Annotated in this window: 14 protein-coding genes and 1 tRNA gene; 4 read left to right on the plus strand and 11 right to left on the minus strand. The window is 70.4% G+C overall.

What is annotated here, in order from left to right; genetic code table 11:
* Positions 1 to 21: 21 nt before the first annotated feature.
* The 9 genes from ACXJKB_RS17960 to ACXJKB_RS18000 all read right to left on the minus strand — a co-directional run bounded on the left by ACXJKB_RS17960 (position 22) and on the right by ACXJKB_RS18000 (position 10372).
* A complete protein-coding gene (locus ACXJKB_RS17960; protein ID WP_457190760.1) occupies positions 22 to 582 on the minus strand; it encodes a VOC family protein in 561 nt (186 codons plus the stop codon).
* A complete protein-coding gene (locus tag ACXJKB_RS17965) occupies positions 579 to 1652 on the minus strand; it encodes an alcohol dehydrogenase catalytic domain-containing protein (RefSeq protein ID WP_457190762.1) in 1074 nt (357 codons plus the stop codon). The genes ACXJKB_RS17960 and ACXJKB_RS17965 overlap by 4 nt, the downstream gene beginning before the upstream one ends.
* A gap of 19 nt (positions 1653 to 1671) precedes the next feature.
* Complete coding sequence (locus tag ACXJKB_RS17970; RefSeq protein WP_457190764.1) at positions 1672 to 4173, minus strand: ATP-binding cassette domain-containing protein; 2502 nt, start codon at positions 4171 to 4173, stop codon at positions 1672 to 1674.
* A gap of 82 nt (positions 4174 to 4255) precedes the next feature.
* Positions 4256 to 5368, minus strand: a complete 1113-nt coding sequence (locus ACXJKB_RS17975; protein WP_457190766.1) for a substrate-binding domain-containing protein — start codon at positions 5366 to 5368, stop codon at positions 4256 to 4258.
* Between the two features lie 80 nt (positions 5369 to 5448).
* A complete protein-coding gene (locus ACXJKB_RS17980) occupies positions 5449 to 6483 on the minus strand; it encodes an ABC transporter permease (protein WP_457190768.1) in 1035 nt (344 codons plus the stop codon).
* Between the two features lie 156 nt (positions 6484 to 6639).
* Entirely contained in the window at positions 6640 to 7527 is an 888-nt protein-coding gene (locus ACXJKB_RS17985) for an NAD(P)-dependent oxidoreductase (RefSeq protein WP_457190770.1), read from the minus strand.
* Positions 7520 to 8569, minus strand: a complete 1050-nt coding sequence (locus ACXJKB_RS17990) for a zinc-dependent alcohol dehydrogenase (RefSeq protein ID WP_457190772.1) — start codon at positions 8567 to 8569, stop codon at positions 7520 to 7522. The genes ACXJKB_RS17985 and ACXJKB_RS17990 overlap by 8 nt, the downstream gene beginning before the upstream one ends.
* Entirely contained in the window at positions 8566 to 9546 is a 981-nt protein-coding gene (locus ACXJKB_RS17995; RefSeq protein ID WP_457190774.1) for a zinc-dependent alcohol dehydrogenase, read from the minus strand. The genes ACXJKB_RS17990 and ACXJKB_RS17995 overlap by 4 nt, the downstream gene beginning before the upstream one ends.
* Positions 9547 to 9655: 109 nt before the next feature.
* Entirely contained in the window at positions 9656 to 10372 is a 717-nt protein-coding gene (locus ACXJKB_RS18000) for a helix-turn-helix domain-containing protein (protein WP_457190776.1), read from the minus strand.
* Positions 10373 to 10594: 222 nt separating this feature from the next.
* On the opposite strand from ACXJKB_RS18000, the gene ACXJKB_RS18005 reads away from it, so the two are divergent.
* From ACXJKB_RS18005 to lhgO, 3 genes are read left to right on the plus strand one after another with little or no spacing between them, the layout of a single operon-like run.
* The gene (locus tag ACXJKB_RS18005) at positions 10595 to 11665 is read left to right on the plus strand and encodes an SDR family oxidoreductase (protein WP_457190778.1); all 1071 of its coding nucleotides are present in this window, start codon (positions 10595 to 10597) and stop codon (positions 11663 to 11665) included.
* A gap of 4 nt (positions 11666 to 11669) precedes the next feature.
* Positions 11670 to 12875 carry a metabolite traffic protein EboE gene (eboE, locus tag ACXJKB_RS18010; RefSeq protein WP_457190780.1) on the plus strand — a complete coding sequence of 402 codons (1206 nt, stop codon included), beginning with the start codon at positions 11670 to 11672 and terminating at the stop codon, positions 12873 to 12875.
* 4 nt (positions 12876 to 12879) lie between these two features.
* Positions 12880 to 14091: an L-2-hydroxyglutarate oxidase gene (gene lhgO, locus ACXJKB_RS18015; RefSeq protein WP_457190782.1), complete on the plus strand. Its 1212-nt coding sequence runs from the start codon at positions 12880 to 12882 to the stop codon at positions 14089 to 14091.
* Between the two features lie 89 nt (positions 14092 to 14180).
* Here the strand turns inward: lhgO and ACXJKB_RS18020 are convergent.
* Positions 14181 to 14253, minus strand: a tRNA-Thr gene (locus ACXJKB_RS18020).
* 129 nt (positions 14254 to 14382) lie between these two features.
* Here ACXJKB_RS18020 and ACXJKB_RS18025 point away from each other — a divergent pair.
* Positions 14383 to 14826, plus strand: coding sequence for an OsmC family peroxiredoxin (locus tag ACXJKB_RS18025; RefSeq protein ID WP_457190784.1), 444 nt, complete (start codon positions 14383 to 14385; stop codon positions 14824 to 14826).
* Between the two features lie 49 nt (positions 14827 to 14875).
* On the opposite strand, the gene ACXJKB_RS18030 is transcribed toward ACXJKB_RS18025, so the two are convergent.
* Positions 14876 to 15043, minus strand: coding sequence for a DUF6767 domain-containing protein (locus ACXJKB_RS18030; protein ID WP_300048913.1), 168 nt, complete (start codon positions 15041 to 15043; stop codon positions 14876 to 14878).
* Positions 15044 to 15071: the final 28 nt, after the last annotated feature.

Genomic DNA, 15071 nt, shown 5'->3' on the forward strand with positions numbered 1-15071 from the left:
GAAAGATGAGGGCGTGACGAGTCACGCGTGGACGGCTGTGGCGTCGGGCCGGGTGCCGGCCTGGATCTCGGCGAGGCTGGGCCGCGAGCTGAGGTACTGCTCCGCAGCTTCCTTGCGCTCCTCCTCGAGGTAGTAGGCGATCTCGACCAGCTCGAGGGCCAGTCCGTCGGGGTCGGAGAAGTAGCACCACCGCCAGCCGGCGAGGGGCCCGTCGTCCACCACGTTGACGTCTGAGTAGAACGGCACCCCCTGGGCCTCGAGCTCCGCCTTCTTCGCTCGCACGTCGTCGACGCGGAAACAGACGTGGGCCGCACCCAGGTGGTGGTTGGGCACCGGCGCAGTGCTCGAGGCGGGCCGGTTGGCGTACTCGATGAGCTCGAGGGTGGCGTGCTCGCCGACCCAGAGGGACACCTGTCTCAACCGCGCGCCGGGGACCCCCACCCCGCGGGCGAGGTCCTCCCCGTCGAACCACGGGGTCGGCTCGTTGGCGAACGGGAGCCCGAGCACGTCGTGGTAGAACCAGATCGACCGGTCGAGGTCGGTGACGACGAGGCCCGTGTGGTGGATGGCGCGGAGCGTCACGATGTCCCTCCCCCGGACCGGACGAGCACCTTGAGCTGGTCGCCCTGGGGGTCGACGAGCACGTCGAAACCGCGGGTGACCACGTCGGGCAGGTCGATCTGGGCCGTGACGGCTCGCGCCACGGGGTACGTGCCGGCGGCCACCATCCGGATGACCCGGGGCCAGTCCGTGAGCCGGTAGCACCAGCTGCCGTGGAGGGACAGGTCCTTCTCGGCCAGTGCCATGGCGTCGAGCTGGGCGGGCTTGGTGTGCAGGCCCGTCTGCACCACTGACCCGGCGCGGCGGGTGGAGGAGATGGCTGTCGCCAGTCCGGGGCTGGTGCCGGAGCACTCGACCGTGAGGTCGACACCGATGCCGTCGGTGAGGTCGAGCAGGCGCTCCGCGAAGCCGGGAGCGGTGGGGTCCAGCACCTCGCCGATGTCGAGCGAGGCCGCCAGCGCGGCCCGGTTGGGGTTGGGCTCGGCAACGATCACCGCGCCGGCGCCGACCGCCGCGGCGTACATCGCGGACAGGATGCCGATCGGTCCGGCGCCCGTGACCAGGACGACGTCGCCGCCGGTGACGCCGGCACGGTCCACGCCGTAGGCAGCGACCGCCGCCGGCTCGATGACCGCGCCCTCGAGGTCGGAGACCGAGTCGGGGAGCTTCGCCACCTGGTACTCCTTGACGACGGCGTACTGCGCGAGCCCACCGGTCTCCGCGCTCAGGCCGGTGCACGCGAAGACCAGGCACAGGTGCCCCTGACCTCGGCGGCAGAAGTAGCACCGACCGCACACGATCGCCGGCATGATCGCCACCCGGTCGCCGACGACGACGTCGCGAACGTCGGAGCCGACCTCGACGACCGTCCCGGAGAACTCGTGCCCGAGCGTCTGGGGCAACGTCACCCCGGTAAGCGGATGCGGAGTGGTCGGGGTGACGATCGGGCCGACGGCGTACTCGTGCAGGTCGGTGCCGCAGATGCCGCACCAGTGCACCTCGACCAGGATGTCGTCGGGGGCCGAGGGCGAGGGGGTCGCCACGTCCTCGACGCGGATGTCGTGCTGTCCGTGGAAGCGGGCCGCGAGCATGATGGTCCTTTCTTGGCCGTCAGACGGGCGAGTGGGAGCCGCGCACGCGGCTGTAGAGCACGGCGGCGATCACGATGAGACCGCCTTGGAAGAGGTACTGCCACGTCTGGCTGAGGCCGAGGAACGTCGTGGCGTTGAGCAGCTGGACGATGAGCCCGGCGCCGAGGAGGGTGCCGACGAAGGTGCCGCGTCCGCCGAGCAGGCTGGTGCCACCGAGCACGACGGCCGTGATGCTGCTCAGGGTGTAGGTCACGCCCTGGGCGGGATCCCCGATGCCGAGCTGGGCCAGCAGGACCAGCGAGCCGAGGAACGTGAAGAGGGACGTGATCACGTAGCCCCCGACGATGGTCCTGCCCACCGACACCCCCAGCTTGCGTGCCGAGTCCTCCTGGGAGCCGACGGCGCGGATCCGGTGGCCCCACCGGCTCCTGCGCAGGGCCCACTCCATCAGCGCCACGACGGCGACCAGCACCACGAAGGCGAGGGGAACCGGTCCGACCTTGCGCATGACGAGGCTCGTCACGTCGGCAGAGATGACGCCATCGGGGGCGTCGCGGAGCAGGAAGCTGAAGCCCTGGAGCGCGATGTAGGTCGTGAGGGTGGCGGCGACGGGTGTGAAGTTGCCCAGTCGGATGAGGGTCCCGTTGACCAGGCCCGTCGCCACGGCCGCGCCCACCATCAGGGCGAACCCGAGGAGCATCGTGGTCAGGGCTGCGCCGTCGTTGACGAAGAACGAGGCGACCACGACCAGGAAGCCGGCCAGGGGCCCCACCGAGAGGTCGATGCCCCCGGTCAGCAGTGCGACGTTCTGCCCGAGCGAGATGAAGCCGAGGGCGGAGACCAGCATCATGATCGACGTGATGTTGAAGGCGGACAGGTAGAGCGGGTTCTGGCTGTAGACGTAGGCGCCGAGGCCCACCATGACCAGCGCCAGCACAGCGACCGGCGCGTAGTCGCCGGCGAGGAACCTGCGCAGCGCCGGTCGACTGGTGTCGCGGCGACGCTCGGTCGTCTCCCGGGTGTGCTGGGTCGAGGCGACCGCGGCCCGGATCATCCGCTCCTCGGTGACGTCGTCGCCGGCCAGGTCGGCGACGACATGGCCGCGCGACATGACCAGCACCCGGTCGCACAGGCCCTCGAGCTCCTTGGCGTCCGACGATGCCACGATCACTGGTGTTCCCTCGTCGGCGACCTCGCGCAGGATCCGGTAGATCTCGGCGCGTGCGCCGACGTCCACGCCCTGGGTCGGCTCGTCGGCCAGCACGATCGCCGGCTTCGCGAGCAGGGTTCGGGCCAGGACGACCTTCTGCTGGTTGCCACCCGAGAGGGCAGCGACGACCGCCTCCATCGAGGGCGCCCGCACGTCGAGCTCGGTCAGCTCGCGGCCGACGAGCTCCAGCTCGCGCGACCTGCTCAGGAACGGCCCGCGCGTCATCGAGCCCAAACCGCTGAGGGCGGCGTTCTCCCGCACGGACAGGGTCATCATCAAGCCGTCGTGGTGGCGGTCCGCCGGCATGTAGCCGGAGACCTTGCGGAGCTGGCGTTGACCACGCTTGTTGCCCGCCACCACGACGTCGCCCTCGAAGGAGGCCAGTCCCGCGAGGGCTCGCAACAGCTCGCTCTGACCGTTGCCGACGACGCCCGAAACACCGAGGATCTCGCCACGCCGGCCCGTGATCGACACGTCCGAGAAGCCCTCGCCGGACAGCCCCGCCACGTCGAGCACGACGTCGCCGAAGGCGTCGTCGGCGGGCTTCGGCGGGAAGGTGGCATCGAGCTGGCGACCCACGATCATGGCGAGCAGCTGGTCGTCGGTCACGTCCTCGACCAGGGTGCTGCCACGAAGCCGACCGTCCCGGAGGACCGTGACGCGTTGGGCGAGCAGGCGCACCTCCGCCAGGCGGTGGGTGATGTAGACGACGGCCGTCCCGGACGCGGCAAGGGCCCGCACGCGCTCGAAGAGCAGGTCGACCGAGTCAGGGCCGAGGGGCGCGGTGGGCTCATCGAGGATCAGCATCCGAGGCCGCACAGCGAAGGCCTTGGCCAGCTCGAGCAGGTGCTTCTGCGCCACTGACAAGCGGTCGACCCGCTCCTCGAGGTGCACGGGCAGGTCGATCTCGTCGAGCACGGCGCGCATGCCGTCGCGCTCGGACCGGCCGCCGGAGGTCAGCACGTCGCCTGGCAGGGCGAGCCGCAGGTTCTCCGCGACCGTCAGGTCGGGGAGAACGGCAGGATGCTGGTGCACGATCGCGATCCCCGACCGGGTGGCTGCGGCCGGTGTCAGCGAGCGGTACTGCTCGCCGCCCACCGTGAGCACGCCGGCGTCCGGCTCGACGGTGCCGGACGCGACAGCCATGAGCGTCGACTTGCCGGCGCCGTTCTCACCCAGGAGGGCATGCACCTCACCCGGCATCACCTCGAGCGAGACGTCGGTGAGTGCGGCGACACCCGCATAGCTCTTGGAGACGTCCGACAGCACCATCGTCGGCTGTCGCACCGCCACAGCGGTCGTCTCGGTCATGTCGTCCTCCACGCGGGTCGGGGTTCCTCCGGTTGATGTCCGTGGCCGGCCGGGACGGGGGTCACCCGACCGGCCACGGGGCTCACTTGAGCAGTGCGGCCTGGTCCTCGGGCGACATCTCCGCGGAGAGGTAGATGTCACCGGGCAGGTCGGGCTCGCACTCCACGGGGTTGGGGTCCTCGGTCACGGAGTTCTCGAAGAGGGCGTGCTGGTGCGTGTCCTCGGCCGGGAGCTCGCCGCCAGTGGCCTCGGCGATGGCGTACTGCATCGCCAGGCGCACGTGGTCGTTGCCCGTGGCGATGGTCATGAGCTTGAAGTCCGGGTTGTCCGCCTGGTTGTCCTTCCAGAAGCAGCCCAGGACGTTGCCGTCCGAGGTCGCGAGCGGCGGGATCGAGCGCCCCGCCTTGGTGAACTCAGGGAGCGCACCCACCAGCGACGGGCCGAAGTCGCTCACGATGACGTCGATCTGGTCGTACTTCGCGATGGCCGCCGAGAGCACCTTCTGGCTCAGGGCGGGGTCCCAGTTGGTGACTTCGAACGGCTGCTCACCGATCATCGTGTACTTCTCGGGATCGAGGGTCTGGGCAAGCCCTTCGGCCTCCCCGAGTCCTTGGCTGTTGCCCTTCGGACCGCTGAGGAACAGGACGTTGCCGCCATCGGGCAGGATCTCCTTGATCCAGTTGCCCCAGTTGACGCCGTCGTTGACCGAGTCCAACGCGATGTACTTGGTGTAGTCGGTGCCGTCCTCCCCACCGGGGTCCACGCGGTAGGGCACCGTCACCACACCCGCCTGGAACGCGGTGCGCAGGGCCGGGAGCATGGCTTGGCCGGCGTCCGGGAAGACCACCAGGGCGTCCACGCCCTTGGCGACCATGCCCTGGATGTCGGAGATGGCCTTCTGCGTGTCGCCCTGACCGTCGGCGTACAACACCTCCGTCACGCTGGGGCACTTGGCCGCCTCGTCCTTGCCGGACGCAGTGGTGACGAGGCGCCAGCTGTTGCCACCGAACCCGTCGGTGAGCCCGAGGGTGATCTTCTTCGGTCCGCACCAGGACGGCGCACCCTCCAGGTCGGCCGCGGAGGTCTCGCCCTGGTCGTCGCCGCTGTCCGAGCCGCAACCGGCGAGCGCCATCGCGGCGACCGTCAGACCGACGGCAGCCATCGAGGTGGGGCGGCGTGAGAGTCGTCGCAACATGTCTGTGTCCCTTTTCTTTCGTACTCGGATGAGGTGGGGGTGGGGGTGGTGCTGTGGACGCCGAGCTCCCGAGGGATGGATCAGGTCGCCGCCGGTACGCGTCGCCGGCTGCGCAGCCGCCCGACGAGCGAGCGCACGTCGACGGAGTAGAGGAGTACGCCGATCGCGAGCGCAGCGGCCTCGACCAGGGTGCGGACGGCGAAGCTCACACCCAGGGCGAGCACGAACTGCTCGAGCTGGCTGAGGAACAGGGCCGCGACCGCGGTCGCGAGCAGGTTGCCCCGACCACCGAGGAGCGAGGTACCGCCGAGGACCACCGCGGCGACGCTCGGGAGCAGGTATGCGTTGCCCTGGAACGCGGTCGGCTGGGCCAGGATCCCGGCCAGCACCACGCCCGCGACCCAGTAGTGCAGCTGCGCGCCGAGGTAGCCCGCGCCCTTGAACGTGCGGACCCGCAACCCGGCGGCCCACGCGGCCGCCGGGTTGGCGCCGACAGCCTCGAAGCGTCGGCCGGCAGGAGTGAGCTTCACGATCACGCTGGTGACGAGCAGGACCACGACGGCGATGAAGACAGCGTTCGGGATCCCGGCGGTGTCACCGCCCGTGATCGCAGCCAGCCGGTCGGTGGTGCGACGGGGCGATCCTCCCGAGATCCCCAGGACACCGGCGAACATGAGTGCGTTGGTGCCCAGCGTGGCGACGATCGGGTTGAGGAGCAGCCGCCCGACCAGGAAGCCGTTGAGCAGTCCTGCCGCGACGGCCACCCCGAGGGCCAGCAGCACGGCGCCCAGGAGCTTGCCGTCGTCCCCCTTCGGCTCGTGGGTGACGATGACGACGACCAGCGAGATGGCGCCGGGGACCGAGAGGTCGATGCCACCCTGCTGGATGACGAGGGTCTGCCCGATGGCCGCCACCGCGAGGACGGCGGCGAACGGCAGCATGCTGGTGATGGCACCCCGGCTCACGCTGGTCGAGGCGAAGACAGCGCTCGCGACGAAGAGGGCGGCAGTGGCGATCGTGATGGTGACCAGTCCGCGCGAGACGCTGACCCGCGGGCCGGGCCGGACGCCTCGGGGCGACCGGTCGGTCGCCGGCGCGGGGGTGGTGGTGGCCATCTGCCCTCCTGGATCGGTCGTGGGCGGTCCGTGTCTCGCAGCGTTCACCTGTGCTGTCCGTCACACGTTCGGTGTGACTGTACATATCCCTCGGAGTGTTCACAAGAGGTTCACATCTCATTTGTGTGACGGCCTTCACACGCGCGGACGGCCGCCTCAGCGGTCGGCGGGCAACGCCGCCCGATAGGCGCGCAGGTGGGCCATGTCCCGAGCACCGTTGCCGTCCTCGACAGCCTCCTCGACGGCACGGCGAGCGGCCTCGCTCACCGGCAGCGACCTGCTCTGCGCGGCAGCGAGGTCGACGATGAGGCGGAAGTCCTTGGCCACGAGGTCCAGGCTCATGGCCACCGGTTGGTCCGCCTCGAGGAAGGCCGCCCGCTTGTACCGGACGAACGGGGCTGCGACCGCGCTGCCCTCCAGGACGTCGTACGCCGTCGCGAGGTCGATCCCAGCACCCTCGGCGAGCACCAGGCACTCCGCGAGCGCAGCGTTCAGGTCGTGCACCACCAGGTTGACCGCGAGCTTCATCGCCTGGCCCTGCCCTGCCTCTCCCACCCGGACCACCTTCGCCGCGAACGCCTCCATGACCGGCGTGACCGCAGCAACGTCCTCGAGGGAGCCGGCGGCCATCACCAGCAGCTGCCCGGCAGCCACGGTGGCAACGCTGCCGGAGACCGGGGAATCGACAAAACGCCGATCCGACGCGGCGTAGGCGCGCGCGAGCTCGTGTGCTGCATCGACCCCGCTCGTGCCGAGGTCGCACACGACGGCGTCCGCGGCGAGGACCTCGAGCAGGTGCGGATCGAGCAGGACGGCCGTCGTCGCGGTCCCGTCGGCGAGCATGCTGAGCACGACGTCAGCCCCGTCGACGCACGCGGTGGGGGTGTCCGCTACATCGAGCCCGGCACCGCCGACCTCGGCACGCAGCGCCTCGGCGCGCGCCGAGGTCCGGTTCCAGACCCGCACGCGGTGACCGGCGTCCACCAGCCGTCGGGACATCGCTGCGCCCATCCGTCCGGTGCCGAGCACCGCCACGTCAGCCACGGGGATCCACCAGGACCTTGCCGGTCACGTCGCCCGTCGACAGGGGCCGCAGTCCTTGGTCGACGACGTCGTCGAGCCGGACCACTCGATCGACCATCGAGGAGCCGAGGTCGCGGCGCGTCAGCAGGTCGAGGGCGGCGGGCAGGTCGTCGCCGCACACGTGCGCGACCGTGGTGCGCACGTCCACCTCGCGAAGCACGACCGGAGCCAGGCTCAGGGTGGTGGGCGCGCTGTTGAGGCCGACCAGCACCGTGGTGCCGCCGCGTGCAGTGAGGGCGAACGCGCGCTCGACCGCGCCCGGCACGCCCGAGGTCTCGAACACCACGTCCGCACCGCCTGCCACCAGGTCCCGGAGGTCGTCAGGGCCTGCGGACGGACTGACGAGGGCGGTGTCGGTCGCCCCCAACGCCCGGGCCGCCTCCAGGCGCCCGGCGTCCACGTCGACCGCCAGCACCTGGCCGTCGTGGCGTTCGAGGCCGGCACACACGAACGAGCCGATCGCGCCCGCTCCGAGCAGGACGACGGCGTCGCCAGGCTGCACGCCCGAGCGGCGCACGGCGTGGATCCCGACCGCGAGGGGCTGGGCGAGTGCCGCGGACTCGGTCGTGCAGTCGTCGGGTATCACCACGCACGTGGCAGCCGGTGCCCTGACGAAGGTCGCGAGCCCGCCATCAGTGCTCAGGCCCAAGGTGTAGTAGCGCGCGCACAGGTTGGTGCGGCCGCGGCGGCACCAGGCGCACTCCCCGCAGGAGACGCCTGCCCCGCAGGCAACGCGCCGCCCGAGCAGGTATCGCCCCTCCGGCGCGGCATCGACGACGGTGCCGACGAACTCGTGCCCCAGCACGGTGGGCCCGAGGTGCCCGCTCCCCGGGTGCCGGGTGTGCAGTGGCACCATCATGGGCCCCTTGGTGAACTCGGTCGCGTCCGTGCCGCACAGGCCGTTGTAGGCAACCTCGATCACGACCTCGCCCAGCGCCGGCGCGGGGTCGGCGCGGTCCTCGATGCGAAGGTCACCGGGCGCGTGGAGGACTCCGGCCTTCATGGCGTGGCCGAGGAGGTGATGTGGACCTTGACCTGGGATCGATCCGTCAGCACGGCCTCCACAGCCTCGCCCGCCGAATCCAGCTCGTACGACGAGGTGACGAGCGGGCTGAGGTCGACGCCGCTGCGCGCGAGGAACCGCAGCGTCTGTGGCCACACGCCCGGCGAGCCGATGATGCCGCGGACCTGAAGCTCCTTGGACTGGATCTGCCCCAGGGCGGCAGGAGCCGAGCCACCGACGTCGATGCCGATGTAGACCAGCCGGGCCCGGAAGCCGGCCAGGTCGAGGGCCGCAGCCATCGCGGCCGGCTTGCCGCTCGCCTCGAAGACCACGTCGGCGCGTCTGCCTCCGGTCACCTCGTCGAGCCGCTCCCCCACGTCGGCGCCGGTCGGGTCGAGCGTGACCTCCGCACCGAGCGCCTGCGCCAGCGCGGCCCGAGCAGGGTCGGGTTCGGCGACGACCACGCGCACGCCGCGCGCCGCGGCCGCAGCCACGACCCCCAGACCGATCGGCCCGGCACCGAGGACCACGGCCGTGTCGCTCGCGTCGAGGTTGTCGGCGCGCACGGTTGCGTAGTAGCCGCAGCTGAACGGCTCCACGAGTGCTCCCTGCGTCCAGGTGAGGTCGTCCGGCAGCGCGTGCAGCCATCCCTCCTTGGCCACGAACAGCTCGGCGGCCGCGCCGCTGATGCTGAAGCCGAAGTGCTCCTGGCCGATCACGCACTCCCCGACGACGCGATCCCCCGGCGCGAACCGGGTCACCTTTCGTCCGGTGGCGACCACCTCGGCAGCCCACTCGTGCCCAGGGATGACCGGGAAGCTGAAGGGGATGATGTAGCGACCCCGGAGCAGGTCGATGTCGGAGTGGCAGATGCCCACACTCCGGGCGGCGAGGAGGACCTCGTCGTCCTCGATGTCCGGCGCGGGGAGGTCGGTCACGGCGTACTGGCTGTCGCCGAGGAACTGAAGAGCCTTCACGGGACCTCACTCTGTGACGTACGTCGCACCTTGCGACTGTGAACCCATACTTCACAGACGTTCAGTCAGAGTCAAGGCCTCCGAATCACCGGAGGTCGGCGGACGTCAGTCAGTGCGGATGCAGCACGCACCAGATCCCGCGCGCGTCGACGTCGGTGCGGTTGCGAAGCAGGTGGGGCACCGAGGAGTCGAAGCTCAACGCATCACCGGGGCCGATGGTGAAGACCTCGAAGCCGACCGTCACCTCGAGCTCGCCCTCGAGGAGGTAGCCGTACTCCTGGCCCGCGTGGCGCATCATCCTCTGGTCGTTGGTGGAGCTGCTGCCGGCGGGATAGATGATCTCGATGAAGTCAACGTCAGGCGCCGAATCGGCGAGCTGCTCCCAGATCACGCCGGAATCCATCTCGAGGCGCGGTCGGTGGTCGGGCCTGCTGACGGTCAGCCGGCGCGGCTCGCGGTCGAACGCCTCGGCCGGCGAGGCCATGTCAGAGCGGCTCACGACGCCCAGGGAGCGGCGGGGCGCCTGGGGCGCGGCGGCCGCGTTGAGCGCCGCCTCCGGCTTGTCAGCGTCCTCCGGACGCGCGCCGTCTCCGCTGTGGAAGAGCTCGTCGATGGAGACGTCCAGGACTTGGGCGATGGAGTAGAGGGTCGCCACGGACGGCTGGGACTTCCCGTTCTCCATCTGCGAGAGGAATGACGGCGACACGCTCAGCTGACGCGCGAGCTCTCGCAAGGAGAGCCCCGCCTCCTGGCGCGCCAGTCGCACCTTGCTGCCCAGCTGGCCCACGCCACGGCCCTCTGCTGGGTCCCGCTCCGGCTCGCTCATGCGTCCGTCCCCTCGTCGTCGGTGCCGCCTCACGGTAGCCACATCGCGGTGCCGAGGCGGCGGGCACCGTGCGCGAAGGACGCAAATGATCATCGAGAGCGAACGATGCGAACTCCTCGCCCCGCATTGTTCACTGTCACTTGACGAATTGTCCACTGCAGATCACCATGAGCCGGACAGCACCGGATTTCCGGGTCGACCACCGCTCCAGGAGGAACCACCGTGTCACGCACCGTCCTCATCGTCGGGGTCACCGGCATAGCGGGCTTCAACACCGCCCGCGCGATGTCAGCTGCAGGCTGGCGGGTCCTCGGGCTGTCGCGCTCCCAACGCTACGACATCCCGGGCGTCGAGCAGCTGCGCGGTGACGTCCTCGACCCCGATTCCCTCGACCGCGCCCTGCAGGGTCACGACTTCAGCCACGTCGTGTTCAGCACCTGGTCGAGACAGGAGACCGAAGCCGACAACCAGCGCGTCAACGGCGCCATGCTGGCCAACCTGCTGGCCGCGGCCGGCCGCGCGAGCACCCTCGAGCACGTGGCGCTCGTGACGGGTCTCAAGCACTACCTGGGACCCTTCGACGCCTATGCGTCGAAGCCCGCCGACACGCCCTTCCGGGAGACCCAGCCACGCCTCCCGGTCGCCAACTTCTACTACGACCAGGAGGACATCCTCTTCGCCGAGGCCGAGCGCCAGGGCTTCACGTGGTCGGTGCACCGTCCTCACACGCTGATCGGCTACGCCCTCGGCAACGTGATGAACATGGGCGTCACCCTTGCCGTCTACGGTTCCCTGTGCCGGGCCACCGGGGACCCGTTCGTGTTCCCGGGCAGCCCGCAGCAGCTCAACGGCGTCACGGACCTGACCGATGCCCGCCTCCTCGGCCGCCACGTCCTGTGGTCCTCCACGGAGCCGCTCGCCCGCAACCAGGCCTTCAACACCGTCAACGGCGAGGTCGTGCGATGGCGGCAGCTCTGGCCCCAGGTGGCGGACGCCCTCGGCGTCCCGGCCGGCGAGTATCCCGGCCACCCGCAGCCACTAGAGGGGCGCATGGACCATGCGGACGAGGTCTGGGCCGGTCTGGTTGAGAAGCACGACCTGGCTCCCTACGCCGCGTCCGAGCTCGCCTCCTGGTGGCACACCGACGCCGACCTCGGCCGGGAGGTCGAGACATTCGCCGACATGTCGAAGAGCCGATCGATGGGATTCCTCGACTACCAGAGCACCATCGGGTCCTTCACCGACCTCTTCCAGCAGCTGCGCGACGCCCGCATCATCCCCGGCCGGGAGTGACGCGGTGCTGCTGCAGAGGGGCCTCGGCCACCTGACGTACTCCACCCTCGTCCACCCCGGTGACACATGGCCGGAGATGTGGGAGAGCCTCCGGACGTTCGTCCCCCTGGTGAAGGCGCGGGTCTCCCCTGACGCGCCCTTCGGCGTCTCGCTGCGTCTCTCGGGCAGCTCCGCGGCCACGTTGGCCGGGTCCCCAGACCTGCGGGCCGAGCTGCGCGAGTTCCTCACCAGGGAGCAGCTCTACGTCTACACGGTCAATGCCTTCCCCCACGGCCCGTTCAAGGGTCGCACCGTCATGGAGGACGTCTACGAACCCGACTGGTCGACGCAAGCCCGACTCGACTACACCACCCAGGTCGCCGACGTCCTTGCCGACATCGCCGCGCCGGGCGTGCGGCCCACGATCCAGACGGCGCCGCTGGCGTTCCGGGCCAACGTGGTGGACGAGGCGTACGTCCAGTCGCTCGTGGAGCACCTCGTGCGCGCCGTAGCCCACCTCGTCATGCTCGAGGAGCGGACCGGCGTGCAGGTCGCCATCGCGCTGGAGCCCGAACCTGCCTGCTGGCTGGAGACCACGGCGGAGACGGTGCGCTTCTTCGAGGAGCGGATCTACGCCGCCGAGGGTCGCACGGCACTCGCCCGCCTGACCGGACAGCCCTTGTCGCGGGTCGAGGACCTCCTCCGACGCCACCTCGGCGTGGTGTTCGACATCTGCCACCAGTCAGTCGGCTTCGAGGACATCGGAGCATCCCTCCAGTCCTTGGTCGATGCCGGCGTGCCGATCCTCAAGCTGCAGGCCGCCTCGGCGCTCCGCGTCCCCCAGGTCAGCCCGGAGGTGGTCGCCGAGCTGGATGCGTTCACCGACACCATCTACCTCAGCCAGACCACCGAACGTCGCGATGGCGCCGAGATCCACCACCTCCACCTCGCCGACGCGATCGCCGACTATCGGCGCGACCCGGGCAGCCCCCGCGAGTGGCGCACGCACTTCCACCTGCCGGTGTTCCTCGACGACCTCGGCTCCGTCGGGACCACTCGGTCCGGGATCGAGGACGCGATGCGCCTGCACGTCGCGACGCCCCTGTCGGAGCACCTCGAGATCGAGACCTACACGTGGGACGTCCTCCCAGCCCACCTCAAGACCGGCGACATCGTCGACTACGTCACGCGCGAGCTCGAGTGGGTTCTCACGCTGCTCCTCGGCGAGTGACCCGGTGAGCCTGGAGGTGCACGACCACGTCGTCGTCGGCGGCGGGATCGTCGGCCTGTCGACCGCTCTACACCTCCTGCGCTCGCGTCCAGGGGCGGACGTCGTCGTCCTCGAGAAGGAGGCGACCGTCGGCCGGCACCAGACGGGCCACAACAGCGGCGTCATCCACTCCGGCATCTACTACGAGCCGGGATCGCTCAAGGCACGACTCTGTCGTGAGGGGGCCCGCCTCACCCAGGAGTACGCCGCCGAGCGTGACATCACCGTGGACGTCCGCGGCAAGCTGCTGGTGGCCACTGATGAGCGCGAGGTCGCACGCATGCACGCCTTGCACGAGCGGGCCGACGTCAACGGCGTCGACGCAGAGGTGATCGACGCTGCCGAGCTCCGGCGCCGAGAGCCCCACGTCGCCGGCCTCGCGGCCGTGTGGGTTCCCAGCACCGCGATCACCGACTACGGCGCTCTCACCCGCGCGCTCGCCGAGGACGTACGCCGCGAGGGAGGCACGGTCCTCACCGGCTGGGACGTCCACGCCGTCACGGAGACCGGCGACCGGGTGGTGCTGACGCGCACCGATGAGGGTGGCGGCGACGTACGCGGGCGTCAGGTCACCTTCTGTGCGGGCATCCAGGCCGACCGACTCGCTCGCCTGGCGGGGCTCCGGGTGGACTTCGCGATGGTGCCCTTCCGCGGTGAGTACTACGACGTCGTGCCCGAGCTCGCCGATCTTGTGTCGACGCTCATCTATCCCATTCCGGACCCCGCTCTGCCGTTCCTGGGCGTGCACCTCACTCCCACGGTCGGAGGGGGCCTCACCGTGGGGCCGAACGCCGTGCTGGGCCTCGCGCGGGAGGGCTACGCCAAGTACTCCTTCGACCGTCGCGACACCACCGAGCTGGTTCGCTTCCGCGGGACCTACCCGATGGCGAGGACCCACATCCGGACGGGGGCCCGGGAGCTGCGCAACTCGCTCTGGAAGAGCGGCTACCTCCGCGAGTGCCAGAAGTACGCGCCCAGCCTCGCCGCCGACGACCTGGTCCCGCGGGAAGCGGGCATCCGGGCCCAGGCGGTGCTCTCCGACGGCACCTTCGTCCACGACTTCCTGCTCAGGCGGACCGCTCGCACGATGCACGTGGTCAACGCCCCGTCGCCCGCTGCGACGTCTGCCCTACCCATCGGCCGGATGCTCGCGGGGATGGTTCTCGACGACGCGTGAAAGCGGACCCCGTTGGCCGACGCCGACGGCCCCGGCGGGCACCTCGAGCAGAAGACTCCCCCAGGGTCTCGGGTCCCCGGGGGAGTCAGAGCCGCCTGTCAGAATCGAACTGACGACCTAGTCATTACGAGTGACTCGCTCTACCGACTGAGCTAAGGCGGCGTGGCCCGCCGAGCGTGCTCGGTGGACCGGAGGCGAGTATACGGAGAGCGTTCGTCTGGCAGAAATCACGGGGTGGGGCACACCGGCTACGTTCGACAGCGACCGCACCGAACGACCTCAGGAGGCACGATGCCCACTCGCTCCGCACGCACTGCATGGAACGGCGGACTCCAGGACGGATCCGGCCAGGTGGAGCTCACCAGCTCCGGCGCCGGCACCTTCGACGTGAACTTCCCCAAGCGCGCCGCCGAGGACGCCGACGGGACCACGAGTCCTGAGGAGCTCGTCGCCGCGGCCCACTCCGCCTGCTACGCGATGTCGCTGTCCAACCTCGTCACCGAGGCCGGTGGCACGGTCCAGGCGCTCGACGTCTCCGCCGACGTGACGCTCGGTGCCGACAAGGAGGCCGGCGGCTTCAAGCTGACCGGCATCGTGCTCAAGGTGCGCGGCGAGATCGACGGCCTCGACGACGCCGCGTTCAAGCAGGCCGCCGAGAAGGCCAAGGCCGACTGCCCGATCAGCAAAGCACTCGCCGCCGTCGACATCACGCTCGACGCCGCGCTCGAGGGCTGACCACCTCCGCTGGTCGAGGAGGTCGCGCAGCGGCTTCCTCGACCACCGGTCAGCCGGCGGCGGCCTCTCGTCGCAGCTCGGCCAGCCGCTCGCGCAGCGCCGGGTCGCGCATCACCTCGGCCACGGTCGGGCAGTCCGCCGGGCCGGTGGCTCCGGGCACGCACAGGCTGCACATGTCCCCGGGCCGCAGCGGGCAGCGCGCGTCGACGTACGCCATGCCTCGACGTTAGGCAGGCGCGCCGGCG

It is taken from the genome of Nocardioides sp. P5_E3 (assembly GCF_054049275.1).